Source organism: Mycobacterium sp. PSTR-4-N (assembly GCF_022348085.1).
Taxonomy (GTDB): Bacteria; Actinomycetota; Actinomycetes; order Mycobacteriales; family Mycobacteriaceae; genus Mycobacterium.
This window is the reverse complement of sequence record NZ_JAKRFN010000023.1, coordinates 37,834-51,556: the sequence shown is the minus strand read 5'-3', so window position 1 is coordinate 51,556 and position 13,723 is coordinate 37,834. Positions and strand designations below refer to the sequence as shown.

12 protein-coding genes are annotated in these 13,723 nt (G+C 68.6%); 2 read left to right on the top strand and 10 right to left on the bottom strand.

The window, feature by feature from the left end; translation table 11 throughout:
- Positions 1-1,743, bottom strand: coding sequence for a DUF3556 domain-containing protein (locus MHN84_RS24195; RefSeq protein WP_241207059.1), 1,743 nt, complete (start codon positions 1,741-1,743; stop codon positions 1-3).
- Positions 1,744-1,848: 105 nt separating this feature from the next.
- Complete coding sequence (locus MHN84_RS24190) at positions 1,849-3,279, bottom strand: carotenoid oxygenase family protein (RefSeq protein ID WP_241207058.1); 1,431 nt, start codon at positions 3,277-3,279, stop codon at positions 1,849-1,851.
- A gap of 73 nt (positions 3,280-3,352) precedes the next feature.
- Between MHN84_RS24190 and MHN84_RS24185 the strand changes: the two genes are divergently transcribed.
- On the top strand, positions 3,353-4,036 hold the full coding sequence (locus MHN84_RS24185) for a TetR-like C-terminal domain-containing protein (RefSeq protein ID WP_374238420.1): 684 nt from the start codon (positions 3,353-3,355) through the stop codon (positions 4,034-4,036).
- On the opposite strand, the gene MHN84_RS24180 is transcribed toward MHN84_RS24185, so the two are convergent.
- Positions 4,003-5,244, bottom strand: a complete 1,242-nt coding sequence (locus MHN84_RS24180) for a WS/DGAT domain-containing protein (protein ID WP_241207056.1) — start codon at positions 5,242-5,244, stop codon at positions 4,003-4,005. The genes MHN84_RS24185 and MHN84_RS24180 overlap by 34 nt on opposite strands.
- 23 nt (positions 5,245-5,267) lie before the next feature.
- Here MHN84_RS24180 and MHN84_RS24175 point away from each other — a divergent pair, with 23 nt between their 5' ends.
- Positions 5,268-6,074 (top strand): SDR family oxidoreductase, encoded by an 807-nt coding sequence (locus MHN84_RS24175; RefSeq protein ID WP_241207055.1) that lies wholly within the window; start codon positions 5,268-5,270, stop codon positions 6,072-6,074.
- Here the strand turns inward: MHN84_RS24175 and MHN84_RS24170 are convergent, their stop codons facing one another.
- Genes MHN84_RS24170 through MHN84_RS24140 form a run of 7 tightly spaced genes read right to left on the bottom strand, consistent with a single transcriptional unit; the run spans position 6,075 to position 13,711 of the window.
- Positions 6,075-6,719 carry a hypothetical protein gene (locus MHN84_RS24170; RefSeq protein WP_241207054.1) on the bottom strand — a complete coding sequence of 215 codons (645 nt, stop codon included), beginning with the start codon at positions 6,717-6,719 and terminating at the stop codon, positions 6,075-6,077.
- Entirely contained in the window at positions 6,716-7,342 is a 627-nt protein-coding gene (locus MHN84_RS24165) for a tetratricopeptide repeat protein (RefSeq protein ID WP_241207053.1), read from the bottom strand. Before MHN84_RS24165 ends, MHN84_RS24170 begins: the two co-directional genes overlap by 4 nt.
- Complete coding sequence (locus MHN84_RS24160) at positions 7,306-8,805, bottom strand: MCE family protein (RefSeq protein WP_241207052.1); 1,500 nt, start codon at positions 8,803-8,805, stop codon at positions 7,306-7,308. Before MHN84_RS24160 ends, MHN84_RS24165 begins: the two co-directional genes overlap by 37 nt.
- Position 8,806: 1 nt before the next feature.
- Positions 8,807-9,955, bottom strand: coding sequence for a virulence factor Mce family protein (locus MHN84_RS24155; protein WP_241207051.1), 1,149 nt, complete (start codon positions 9,953-9,955; stop codon positions 8,807-8,809).
- Positions 9,952-11,310: a virulence factor Mce family protein gene (locus tag MHN84_RS24150; protein WP_255730879.1), complete on the bottom strand. Its 1,359-nt coding sequence runs from the start codon at positions 11,308-11,310 to the stop codon at positions 9,952-9,954. Before MHN84_RS24150 ends, MHN84_RS24155 begins: the two co-directional genes overlap by 4 nt.
- A 5-nt stretch (positions 11,311-11,315) precedes the next feature.
- Positions 11,316-12,674 carry an MCE family protein gene (locus MHN84_RS24145; protein WP_241207049.1) on the bottom strand — a complete coding sequence of 453 codons (1,359 nt, stop codon included), beginning with the start codon at positions 12,672-12,674 and terminating at the stop codon, positions 11,316-11,318.
- Positions 12,671-13,711: a virulence factor Mce family protein gene (locus MHN84_RS24140; RefSeq protein ID WP_374238416.1), complete on the bottom strand. Its 1,041-nt coding sequence runs from the start codon at positions 13,709-13,711 to the stop codon at positions 12,671-12,673. The genes MHN84_RS24145 and MHN84_RS24140 overlap by 4 nt, the downstream gene beginning before the upstream one ends.
- Between the last annotated feature and the right edge of the window lie 12 nt (positions 13,712-13,723).

The following is a 13,723-nucleotide window of genomic DNA, read 5'->3' as shown; positions in this document are numbered from 1 at the left end:
TCACGGAGCGTCCGCCCCGTCGCGCTGCCACGTCACGTGCACCGGCACCGTGTCGTCCCATGGTTGGCGGGTCACCATGTCCGCGACCAGGATGTAGCCGCGCTCGAACTCCCCCGTCGCCGCGTCGACGAGACGGTACTGCTGACGCTGCCGGTGGATGGGTTGCGCGTCGAGCAGCAACACCCGCACCTCCCCCGGTTCGAAATGACAGCGCTTCTGCAGCGCGGCGATCAGCTGCTCGTTGTGCATGTGGCCGTCGCCGAAATTCCATCCGATCGCGGTGCTGCAGATGCGTTCTCCGTCGGTCAGCACATAGTCGGCTTCGTCGTGACCCGCCATCAGCCGGTGCGCGAGCGTGAACATCGCGCGGCCGTGAGTGTTGAACGAGCGGAAGGCATATCCCATGTACTGGTACATCTCGGCGGTCTCGCGGCTGCCGTAGAACTTCTCCATCTGCGCCGCGGGCATGCTCGCGATCGCGACGATGCCGGCCGCGATCTTGGCGTCGGCCGAGGGCTTGATGCACCACAGCGACGTGTCCCAGTTACCCGCGTAGTACCGCATGCCGGGCAGGAAAGACACCTTGCGCGGGAACAGGTTTCCGATCGCGACGGTGCCCGCGGAGACCGCGAAGAGCACCAGCGGCCACGGGCTCTGCAGATCGCTCAGCCCGATGCCGGCGTTGCCGACGAACAGCGCCAGCACGGAGAACATCATGAAGACGTTCCACTCCAGCGGCACCCCCATCGGGATGGCCGAGAGGATGCCGAAGTGGAAGCACAGCATCACGAACGCCGCGATCGCGGTCACCCAGCCGCCGTGGGAGAAAAACAGTGCCAGCGGCACGAGCATCTCGATCGCCGTCGAGATGTGGGCGAGCCAGCGCGACGCCCGGCCGGGCCGCAGATCATCGGGGAAGTGCTCGAAGAACTTGCGTTTGATCCAGCGCGGGCGGATCACGGGGTTGTTGCTCATCATCGTCGAGATGACGAACGGGAAGTGCTTGTTCAGCTTCGAGGTCGCCGCACCCATCCAGATCACCAGACACACCAGCTTCGCCGCGATCACGATGTCGGCGCCGCTGAACAGGAAGCACACCGCCAGCGCGCCGTACACCTCGCCGCGCGCAGCCAGGAACAGCACCTTGTCGCGCAGCCCGGCGAGCCCGAGCAGCACGAGGATCGTCGCGGTCTGCCACACCGGCAGCACACCGATCTCGGACCCGAGCTCCGGGATGGGTCCGGTGCCGTCGGAGAACAAGGCGACCAGCAGCATCACCAGCAGAGCGGCGTAGAGCACCACATCGACGGGCGTGCGGGAGTCACCCGTGGTCAGTGGGATCCGGTTGGGCCACGGGGGCAGCCGAATGGTGCTGGGCCGCAACCAGTACAGGATCGAGCCCATCGGCGGGAAGAAGCGGTTGTTCAGCGGGCCGAAGCCGCAGCCCAGCCCGACGATCTCGAACAGCATCGTGTAGAAGACGACCTTCTGGTACACGATCGGCTCGTGATACCAGGCCGCGACGTTCGTGAAACCGTCAACACCCGTGGTCGTCAGCACCACCAGCCACGCGAACAGTACGTAGAGCAAGATCTTGACGACGTAGAACAGGTGCATCACCACCGGCGTGCCGAAGCCCACCTCGGCCCAGTGTCTGGCCATCGGGACGATCCGCTCCGCGCGGGTTCCCTTGCTCCATTCGGCGTAGTCGACGACGGGTGCGTCTTGCTTGAGAAACCCCATGGCTCCCCAGACTAGAACGTGTTCCAGTTCCGGTGAACGCGAATGTGCGGTTTCATCCCCGACACGCCGCTGCGGGCGTATCAGGATTCACACTCGCGCACTCGGCTACGCGGGCACCCAGTTGCCGTGGAACCCGGCGGGCACGCGGTGCGGCAGCTTGACCGCGGCGACGTCGTCGAGGGTCTGCGCGTCGAGGATCATCAGCTCGCTGCTGTCGGTGGCCCGGTCGTACACGTATCCCATCAGCACGCCGTCGTCCTCGTCGGCGTCGGCGGCAGTGGGTTCGAACACGAACTCGCCGACGGCCTTCCCCGGCCCGAACGAGCGGGCGGCCGAATTGTGTCCCACGAGATCGTGTTTGAACAGCGTCTCGTCACCGCCGGCAGTGAACCCGGCCGCGTAGCCGTAGCGGTGCCGCTTGCCGACGAGCCGCTCGTCGACGCGGGGGAACTCCTGCGGGCGGTCGTCGATGCGGGACTCGCGCACCTTGCCGTCGGCCAGATCCACGGTCCAGCGCTCCAGCGTGGGCGGGCCTTCTGCGGGGCCGAGGTGGTCGGTGTCGAACATTTTCGGGTGGCGGATCACGTCGAGCACGATGGTGTCACCGGAGTCGTAGGCGTTCATCGGGTGGAACACGTAGCAGGGCTCGACGTCGAACCAGCGGACGTCGGCGTTGCCGCCGTCGCGTGGCATGACCCCGATGCGTGCGGGATAGCGCGGATTCCACGAATACGGGAAGCGACGGTCGGCCGACGGCGCGGCCGGCATGCGCGCCGCGATCGGGTCGGGGATGCGCACGCGGCCGATCAACGCCGAGAGCATCAGGCGGGCGGGCAGCCGCAGCGCCCGGGGCACCGTCATCTCGACGGCCTGCTCGACGTCGAAGGTGACGGGCAGGTCGTAGAACACCACATACCGCTCGGTCAGCGAGAAGTCGTGCATCATCGGGCTCCCCGTGACGTCGATGTCGACGGTGCGACGCGCACGCCCGTCGGCTCCGATCACCGAGTACTGCACGGTGTTCTTCTGCGCCAGGCGGTAGGACACCGCGTGGAGCTCGCCGGTGTCGGGGTCGCGTTTGGGGTGGGCGGTGTAGCCGCCGGGCAGGGTGCCGTCGAAGTCGCACAGCCCCACGGTGTCCAGCTCATCGGTGAGCTCGTAGGCGGGCACACCCGCCTCGATGAGCGCCAGCGTCTTGCCGGCGTGGCCGATGACGTTGGTGTTCGCGCCGATCGGCGACACCGTGGCTCGCTGGTCGGGCACCGCCTCCCCCAGCGCGCGCGCCGTGCCGGGGCCGCGAACCCAGCGATTGCGGTACCACTCGGCGCGGCCGTCGCGCAGCCGGATGCCGTGAACCATGCCATCGCCGACGAACCAGTGGTAGAGCTGCGGGTCGATCTCGCCGATCGGATTCGGGCCGTTGCGCAGGTACCGGCCGTCGAGATGCTCGGGAATCGATCCGGTCACCTCCAGATCGGTGAGCGTGACTTCCTCCGACAGCGGCGCGTAGACGCCCTCGAGATAGCGATTGGCCATGTCCGTCTCCTATAACAGCGTTATCGTGGGTCTTGTATAACACCGTTATGGCACGATGGCAACCGTGAATTCCATGCCGGAAGCCGTGATCGACGCAGGAGTCCGCCTCCTCGAGCGCGATGGTGTCGCCGCATTGCGGGCGCGTGCCGTCGCTGCCGAGGCGGGCACGTCGACGATGGCGGTGTACACCCACTTCGGCGGGATGACGGGACTCCTCGACGCGATCGCCCGCGAGGTCTTCGACCGGTTCACCGCCGCCCTCACCGAGATGCCGCCGACCGAGGACCCGGTGGCCGACTTCCTCGCGATGGGTCTGGCCTACCACCGGTTCGCGATGGCCAATCCGCAGCGCTACCAGCTGATGTTCGGCACCTCGGCGCCCGCGTCGATCGCCGCGCACCGGGTCGACCTGACGTCGACAGGCAGCGGCACCGACCGCAGGGAATGGGCCGCATCCTTCGGCGCCCTGCGCCAGGCCGTGCACCGCATGATGGCCGCCGGGCGCATCCGCCCGGACGACGAGCTCGCGGCGGCGGCCCGGTTGTGGAGTGTCGTTCACGGCGTCGTGATGCTCGAGACCGCCGGGTTCTTCGGCCACGACGGGCACGGATTGTCGCTCATCCTGGGCCCGCTCATCATCGACGCCCTCGTCGGCATGGGCGACGACCGCGAGGCCGCACAGCGGTCGCTGCAGGCGGTCGTCGCGCGCACCGGGACGGTTGCTCAGCCGAGCTCGCCGGCCAGCCGCTCCACGTAGGCGTCGACGTCGTCGATCGCCGATTCGGCGGCGTGCACGCTGATCGCGACGGTGTCGCCGATGCCGTGCACCCCGTGTGTGACGCCCATCATCGGCGACAGCGCAGGGAAGCCGGCCGTGAGCTCGACGGGGGCGCCACCGAAGGACAGATCCGCCCGGCCCCTGTTCACGCTGGAGACGACGGTGTTGCCGGCGACCGTCGACGAGCGCTGATCCGGATCGAATCGCCCCATCCCCCACCGCAACAGCGCAGCCGGGACCGCGGCGAACGCCGCGTCCTGCGCGGCCACCGCCGGATGCGCTACGCGACGGCGGCGCCGGTGCAGATCCTGGGCGATCGCCTGCGCACGCCGCTCGGACGGCAGGTCCGGGTAGAGCCCGACCCCGACATTGCCGAAGTGGTTGTTGGCCTGACGCACACCGGGTTTGGCCATCGGGATCTCTGCACCGAGCCGCGCCGGATCATCGCCGCGCTCCCGCAGATGCGTGGACAGCGCCGCCGAGATCGCCGTCAGCGCAGCGACGGTGACGGTCGGGCCGGAGAGCTGATCGCGGTGCCGGACGACGGTACGGAGGTGCACCGGGCCGGCCGGCCGAGTGTTGCTGCGCAGCACCGGACACGACACTGCCGGTGGCGGAACGAGACCCGCGTCGGTGTCGCGGACCAGACGGCGGTGCGCGCGGGCCGCTGCCGCCGACCGACGCACGAAGCCACGGGTCGGCCGGGGTCGCACCCGCTCCAGGGAGCCGGCGCGCCCGAACAACCGGGCCGCCAGCGCCGAGGCCCGCTGCCCGTCCGCCAGCGCGTGCGAGATCTGCAGCACCGCAACCGATCCGACGTCGAATCGGGGAATTCCATCGACGCCGGGGAACACGTGCAGGCGCCACGGATGGACATGAGCGTCGACCTGATCGTGCCCCAGCGCGGCCACCGCCGCCAACACCTGCGGCCACGTCGTCGCGTCGTGCACCGCGAACTGGTCGGTAGCCACGTCGCATGGCTCCCACACCGGATAGCGCCAGGGGCCTCGGTCACGGACCCGGACCGTCAGCGCAGCACAGCGGGCAGCGTTGTCACGCACGGCAGCCACCGCGGCTCCGGAGTCGACCGGCGCGCCGAAAGCGTAGAGCAGGAACTGGTCGTTCGGGGTCGCCGCCGACAGCCACAACATCTGTGCGTCGACCGCGGTGAGTCGACGCGCCGTCATGTTGCCAAGGCTAGGCTTGCGCCATGTCGCTGCTGCCACCCGTCTCGGAAACCGGAGCGGTCTTGGTGACAGGCGCATCGTCGGGAATCGGCGAGCAGATCGCCCGCGAGTTCGCCGGGCGCGGCTACCCGGTGGTGCTGGTGGCCCGGCGCGCCGACAAACTGACCGCGCTGGCGCAGTCCCTCGACACCCGCGCCTACGTGCTTCCCGTCGACCTGGCCGATCCGGCTCAACGTGCCACGCTGCCCGATCAGGTGGCCGCGCTCGGGGTGACGGTCGAGATCCTCGTCAACAACGCAGGCATGTCGAACCTGGGGCCGGTGGCACGGGTGAGCGTGTCCGACGAATTGCGACTGATCGAGCTCGACGTCGCGGCGGTGGTGGATCTGAGCGCACGGTTCGTGCCCGCGATGGTGGCGCGCGGCCGTGGCGCGGTGCTGAACGTGGCCTCGGTCGGCGCGTTCGGACCGGTGCCGTTCCAGGCCTCCTACGGGGCGGCCAAGGCCTTCGTGCTGTCCTACACCGAAGCTCTGCGTGAGGAGTTGCGCGACAGCGGCGTGACCGCGGCCGTGGTGTGCCCCGGCCCCGTGCGCACCGAATTCGGTGCCACCGCAGGCATTCCGGATGAGGAAGCAGAGAAGATGTTGCCGCCGTTTCTGTGGGAGCAGGCCGATGCGGTGGCGCGCACCGCGATCGACGGCCTCGACCGGGGCCGCGGGGTGATCGTTCCCGGTGCGCCCAACCGGGCGGCCGCGCTGCTGTATCGCCATGCACCGCACCGGCTGCTGCTGCCGCTGCTGGGCCGCAGCCACCCCGGCCGCAGGACGTGATCAGACCGGGTCGAACTCCGAGATCAGCCAGCGGGTCCCGACCTTCTCCAGGGTGACGCGCACGCTCGAGTTCGTGTCGGTCGGCGCGTCGTTGCCGACGGTCACCGTCTGATTGACGAAGACCAGCACGACGGCCTTCTCGGGCGTGGCCGACACCGACGCCGCGGCGGGGACGGTCGCGACGGCGGCGATCTGCTTCTGCTTGGCGCCCGGGATCACGACGTCGTTGGTCAGCGAGGTGTAGGAGTCGCGGAACTGGCCGGTGAGCAGATCGCGGGCGGCGCCGAGCTGCTGTTCGACCTTGTCCGGCGTGTAGGACAGCAGCGCGACCGTGCCGTCCCGAGCCGCCTGCATCGACGTCGCCGCGGCGATCTCACCGTTGCGGACGCCGTTGTCCTGCCACTTCAGGTAGCCCGCGCCCAGGGCGAGGATCAGCGCCAGTGCCGGCAGTAGCGCGAAGGCGACGATCCGCGACCAGGTCGGCTGCCGCCGCGTCGTCGGGGCCGCAGCGCCGCCCTCGTCCTCGAGCGGCGGGGCCTCCTGCGCCGTCGACGTCTCGTCGACGGTCGCCCCGACGGTCTCGGTGGTCTCGGCGGTCTCCTCGGTCGCTTCGGTGGTCACCTCGGCGTTGCGCTCCTCTGTCACGGCACGAACTCCACGTTGGACACCTTGGCCTCGTCGCCGATCTTCTCCACCGAGATCCGCATCCGCCAGGCGCGCGGCTGCTGTTCCGGCGCACCGGCATTCGACGTCTTGACGTTCACCGCGACCAGGACCCGTGCCTCGTCGTCGGTCGAGGACTCCAGACCCGCTTCGGCGATGGTGCCCTCGGATGTCGACTTGGCCTGCTTCACGACATCGGCGAACGCCTGCGCCCGCTGCTGGAAGTCGTCGTAGAAGGTCCCCGTCGCGGAGTCCAGGATGCGCTGCACGTCGGCGTCGGCCTCCTGCCAGTCGATCGTGGTCAGGTTCAACGCACCCTGACGGCCCACCTGCAAGAACACCTCGCGCGCCTGCTCGGCGCGCTGCGACTCCCAGGTGCGGTAACCCAGCCAGCCGGTCAGAACCGCCAGCGCCACGACGACGGCCGACCCCGCCACGACGGCGATCTTGACCGAAGACCATGGTTCACGCGCCGGCTGCGCGTCGAATGACTCCTCGTCGGTGCCATCGGGCCCATCGAGGTCGTCGGTGTCGGTCGGTTCGACGCTGGTGTCCGGCGCTGTCTCCGTCACTTCCCCTTCGGGGGGAGGAGCATCGTCTGCCATGTCTTCTCCTCTGCGGCACCGTTGGCCAGATTGGACTGTGTGTAGACACGTCCGTCCGGTCCGACGTACGTGCCGCTTGCCGGATCGTATTCGGCGGCCGCGATCGGCGGCGGCGCGGGTTGCGCCGGAGAAGCACCGGTGGGTGGGATGTCCGGCGGGATGTCGGGAACGGCCTGCCCGGACGCCGTCGCGTTGGGATCGCCCTTCCAGTTGTACCCGTCGTTGAGCGGCACGTAGACCTCGTCGCTCTCGCATTCCTGCCACGTCGGCGCGCGCTTGCCCGGCCTCTCGATGCAGGGCAGGTTGCGGGCGCCGCGCACGTTGAACGGCGCGTCCTGCGGCACCCGGCAGTAGACGTTGCCCGGCGGCCGGTCGGGATAATCCTCGAAGGTCGGCACGCGCCGCTGCTGCGCCGGCAGGAAGCCCGTCGTACACGGCGGCGGCAGCGCCTGCGGGGGCAGCGGGATCGGCGCCGGGAAGGCGGGGATCGCCAGGTTCAGGTTGAAGTTCAGCGCATCACCCATGTAGTCCTGCTTGGTGTTGCGTTTGTGCACGCCGACGGCCTGGGTGACCGCAGTGCCCTGCGGCAGCAGCACCAGCAGCTGTTCGAGACTGGGCTGATAGGTGACCAGCACCTCGCCCACGCTGGCGAGGTTGGCCAGCACGATCGGCAGCGTCGGCCGCAGCCGGTCGAACAGCGCCCGCACGTCTTCGGCGGCACCCGGGCCCTTGTCGAGGATGCCGTTGACCGCTTGGTCCTGCCGTTGCAGTTGACCGGTGACGGTCGCGAGGTTCGACGCCCAGGCCCGGATCGAGTCTGCGCTGTCGATCTGGCTGTCCAGCACCGGTTTCGACTGATCCACCACGGTGATCAGCGAGTCGAGGTTCTTGCGGGCGTCGATGGCCAGCGTCGAACTGCCGCTGACCAGACGCCGCAACTCCGGACCGAGACCGCCGACGGCGGTGTACGCCTCGTCGACCACGGTCTGCAGGTTCTCCTGCGGAATAGCCGCCAACCCTCGGTTGGTGGCGTCGAGGACGGTGTTGATGTCGGTCGGCACCGTGGTGCGGTCCTCGGGAATGACGTCGCCGTTGCGCAGCATCGGGCCGCCCGCGCTGCGCGGCAGCAGCTGGACGAACTGCTCGCCCACCGCGGACACGCTGTGCACCTCGGCCTCGACGTCGGCGGGGATCGGGACGTCGGAGTTCAGCGACAACACCGCGGACACGCCGGTGTCGGTCAGCGCGATGCTCTTGACCTCGCCGACTTCGACGCCGCGGTAGGTGACGTTGCCGCGCGGGTACAGACCGCCGCTTTCGGCCAGCTTCATCGTGACCTGGTACTGCCCGATCCCGAAGAACGCAGGCAGCCGCATGTATCCGAAGACCATGATCGTCAAGGCGACCGTCGCGATGAGCGCGAAGATCGCCATCTGGATGAGAATCCGACGAGTCAGCCGCATGTCAACGCCCCTGGTCGAATCGGTACGGGGCGACGAGCGGATTGCCGGCGGTGCCGGGGCCCCCCGCGTTGCACGGGCTGGGGAACTGACCGATGGTGCGGCCCCATTGCAGCTCCAGCCATGTCAGGTCGCACTCCCACCGCGAACCGGTGAAGATGCCCTGATCGATGCGGCTCAGCGTCAGGTCGAGGACCAGGGTCAGGTTGGCGTAGTCACCGCGAATCCAGTTGGTCAGCGTCTCTTTCGGGAACGGGAACGTGGGCAGGAAGCTGAGCGCGCGGGTCAGCGCCGGCCCGGCGTTGGCCAGCTGTTCCACCGTCGGCCCGAGGTCGCGCAGCTCGGCGACGAGCGCCTCCTTGGTCTGATTGACCGAATCGGCGGCCAGCGCGCTGAACCTGCCCAGCTGCGTCAGCGCCTCGGCGAGGTTCTTGCGCTGGTCCTTGAGCACCGCGAGAGCGTCCGGGATGGTCCTGAGTGCCTTGTCCACGACCGGCTTCTGGTCGGCGAACTGCCCGACCAGGTTGTTCAGGCTGTCGGAGGCGTCGATGATGTCCTGCTTCTGGTCGTCCAGGTAACCGATCGCGAGGTCCAGTTGCTCGATCAGGCTGCGCAGGTCACCTTCACGCCCGGCGAACGCGACGCTCAACGCCTCGGTGATGTCCTGGATGTCGCCGATGCCGCCGCCGTTGAGCAGCATCGCCACCGCGGCCAGCGCCTGCTCGGTGGTCGGGAACGCCTTCGACGACGACAGGGGGATCAGCGAGCCCTGATGGAGCCGGCCGGCGGGCGCGACATCGGTGGGCGGGGCGAGCTCGATGTGCTGGGAGCCCAGAAGGCTGGTCTGGCCGAGCGTGGCGGTGGCGTTGGCTGGGAGCACGACATTGCCGTTGAGTTCCATCGTGACCAGGGCATGCCAGCCCTGGCGCTCGATCTTGCGGACGTGACCGACGTTGACATCGGCGACGCGGACGCGGGAGTTCGGCTCGATGGCGTTGACGTCGGGCATCTGCGCCTCGATGGTGAACGCCCCCGGCCCGGTGCCTTCTACGCCGGGCAGCGGAAGTGAGTTCAGGCCACGCCAATCCGAGCAGCCCGACAGCAGTCCGACCCCGACGGCCGCCACCGCGGCGGCACGCACGGCGGGCCTCACGGCGTCGCTCCCGGGGGCACCATCATGCCCTGCAGGCCGGCGGCCGGGTCGGGTGTGGTGGGGATCGCTTCTGCGGGCAGCAGCGGACCCATCGACGGCGGCAGCGGCGCGCCCTCGGCGGGTCCGGGTCCCGGGCCCGGCGACGGCGCCGAAGCAGGTGCCGAAGCAGGTGCCGGTGCCGAGGGACCTTGCGGCGGAATGTAATCGGGCCGCAGCCAGTCCTCGCTGTAGGTCAGTTCGTTGGGCCGGGTGCTGGCGCCGACGAAGACGTTCTGCGCGACCGGCAGGAAGTTGTACTGGCGGTTCTTGACGATGGGCGCCAGGTACTGGACGCAAAGCTTGGCCGATTCCTCGGCGCCGAGGCGGGAGGCCGCCTGGATGGCGCCGCACAGGAACGAGATCGGGTCGGAGAAGTTGTTGATCATCGGGACGCTGCTGACCGCGCCCTGGGCCGGCTGCCAGATGTTCACGTAGTTCTGCAGAGTGTTGGGGCCTACGTGCAGGAACTGTTTGAGATCACCGAGGCTGTCGGTGAGCGCCTGGGTGACCCCGGCGAGCTTGTCCGAGGTGGTGCCCAGCGATTCGCGGTTCTCGGCCACGAACGTCTGGACCTCACCGACGACGGTGTCGAGGTCGCGGACCGCGTTGGCCACCTCGTCGGGGTCGTCGGCCAGCAGTCCGGTCACGCTCGCGAGGTTCTGGTTGAGCTGGCGCATGACATCGGTGCTGTCCTGCAGCGCCGACACCAGGATGGCGAGGTTCTTGACAGTGGAGAACACGTTGGTGCTCTTGTCTCCCAGCGCCGAGATGGCTTGCGACAGTTTGATGACGGCGTCGCGGATGTCGGCGCCCTGGCCCCGCAGGTTGTCCGCGGTGGTGTTGATCGCCGAGCCCAGCGGGCTCACCCCGCCGGGCTCGGTCGGCTGCAGGCTCTCGGCCAGCTTCGCCAGTTGTTCGCGGACCTGGTCCCACTCCACCGGCACCGCGGTGCGTTCCCGCGGGATCACCGCGTCATCCCGCAGGACAGGCCCGTCGGTGTAGGGCGGTGTGAGTTGGATGCTGCGGGCCGTCACCAGCGTCGGCGACAGGATCGCCGCCTTGACGTCGGCCGGCACCTTGTACTTGCTGTCGTACCAGAAGCTGACCTTGACCGACTCGGGCTGCGGCTCGATCGATTCGATCCTGCCGACGGGCACCCCGACGATGCTGACGTAGTCGCCGGCGTAGATGCCGTTGGTGTTCTCGAAATAGGCCACCGCGTGGGTGCGGTCGACCCGGTCGGTGGTGCGCAGCAGCACGACGACACCGCCGGCGAGGATCACCACCAGTGCGGCGATGAGGAAGGACCTCGGCATGCGCGTCACTGACCTCCTCCGTCCGTGGGTGCGGCGGGCGGGATCTCGCCCGGCGCGGGCACGTACTGCGGCAGCGGCGTGGGTCCGGGGACCGACTGCAGGTTCGGCGGCGCCTCGGCCGGCGGGCCGGGCGGCGGACCGCCGGGCGGCGGCGCCGGCAGCGGCTCACGGTAGGGGTAGCAGCCGGTGGGTCCGGGCAGGGGCAGGCCGGGCGGTCCGCAGCCCTGGTCGCCGGGGTTGCCGGTGATGGCGTCCGGGATGGTCAGGCGCGGTTCACCACCCTGGCCGGTCCGCGGGTAGGGCACCGGGAGCGCCGGCGTGCCCGGCTGACCGACCTGCGGATCGGTGCGCTCCGACGGCAGCAGCACGTTCGGGTCCAAGCCCAGGTCGGAGAACGCGGCGTCGACGAACGGTTGCACGAACTGACCCGGCAACAGGTTGGCCACATAGGTTTTGAAGAACGGGCCCGACGACACCGACTCGCCCAGCGACATCGAGTACTGCTGGAGCAGGTGTAGCGACTTCTGCAGTCGCTCCTTGCGGTTGTCGATCATCGTCAGCACGCCGTTGAGTTTGTCCAGCGACGGTTTGAGGATCGCGCGGTTGTCGTTGATGAAGCCGAGCAGCTGCTCGCTCAGCGTAGAGATGCTGCCGGAGATCTGATCCAGCGCCGCGCTCTGGGTGCGTAGTTCGGTCAGCAGCGCGTTGCTGTTGTTGACCAGACCGACGATCTGATCGCTGCGCTGCGCCAGCACCGTCGTCGCCTTGTCCGCGTTCCCGAGAAGGTTGCGCAACTGGGCGTCCCGCTCGTCGAGGGTCTGGGAGAACCGGGCGACGCCGTCGATGGCCACACGCAGCTGCGGCGGGGTGTCGGCGAACGTGGCGGACAGCACCCGCAGGGACTCGGACAGTTGGTCGGTGTTCAGGCCGCTGATCGTCGACGCCAGGTCGCCGAGCGCGTCGGGCAGCTGGTACGGGGAGGTGGTGCGCTCCAAGGGAATCGGGCTGTCGAGCCGGCCGTCGCCGCGGGAGGTGACCTCGAGCAGTTTGGTGCCGAGGAGTCCCTTGGTCTTGATCGCCGCCTCGGTGCGGTCCCCGAGCCGGATGTTCTTGTCGACGGTGAACGCGATGCGTGCGCGCGACTGGTCCAGATCGATCGCGGTGACGGTGCCGACCTTGAAGCCCGACACCAACACGTCCTGGCCGGTGGTCAGCCCGCCGGCGTCGGCGAAGAAGGCCGAGTACTCGTTGCCGTGGAAGAACGGCAATTTGGTGTAGTTCAGCGAGCCCAGGACCACGCCGATGGTCACCAGCAGCCCGACCGAGCCGATGATCAACTGATTGCGTTCACTGAACGATTTCACCTCGGCGCGCACCTCCCCGTGGACTGGCCGGCCACCTTGACGTACACGGGTTGGCCGCCGTTGCCGTTGAGCTTGAGCACGATGTCGCAGAGGTAGAAGCTGAAGAAGTCACCGTAGATGCCCTGCCGTGCCAGCGCCTGATAGGCGTCGGGCAGCGTGTTGAGCAGATTGTCGAAGTACTCGTTGTCGGCCACGACGATGCCTGCGGCACGGTCGGTTTCGCGCACGGTCTTGCTGAACGGCTCCCGGGACTGCGCCAGCAGGTCGGCGATGCTCGACGCCGCCGCGTTCGTGTAGGCCAACCCGGTGGTGATGTCCTGTCGACGATCTTTGAGTGTTTCCACCAGTCCGGACAACCCGTCGACCGCCTTGGCGAACTGGTCGCTCTGATCCCCCAGCGACCCGAGCACCACGTCGAGGTTCGTGATCACCTGCCCGATCAGCTGATCCCGGTCGGCCAGGGTGGACGTCAGTGCGGCGGTCTGACCCAGGAACGAGTTGATGGTGCCGCCCTGGCCCTGCAGCGCCGAGATCAGTTGCCCGGACAGCGCATTCACCTGTTCGGGATCGAGCGCCCGGAACAGCGGCCGGAAACCGCCGATCAAGGCGTCGAGGTCGAGCGCCGGAGCCGTGCGGGCCATCGGGATCGTGTCACCCGGCTTCAGCGTGGCGGTGCTCCCGGCGCCTTCCTGCAGGGACAGGAAGCGTCCGCCGATCAGGTCGTCGTACCGGATCACCGCGCGGCTGCCCTCGGTGAGCACGACCGAATCGTCGGCCGTGAATTCCACCATCGCGGTCGTGTCCGGTTCGATGGCGACCTTGTCGACGCGTCCGACCTCCACTCCGGCGATGCGGACGAAGTCACCCTCCTCGAGCCCGCTGACGTTGATGAACTCCGCACGGTAGGTGTGCGTCTTCTCACCGAAGCGCATCTGGCCGAAGACCGCGAACAACCCGAACACACCCAGCAGGCATACGGCCAGGAACACGGCAAGACGCCATGCGTCATGCCGGATCCTCGTCGTCAGGCCTGCCATGGCGGTACACCT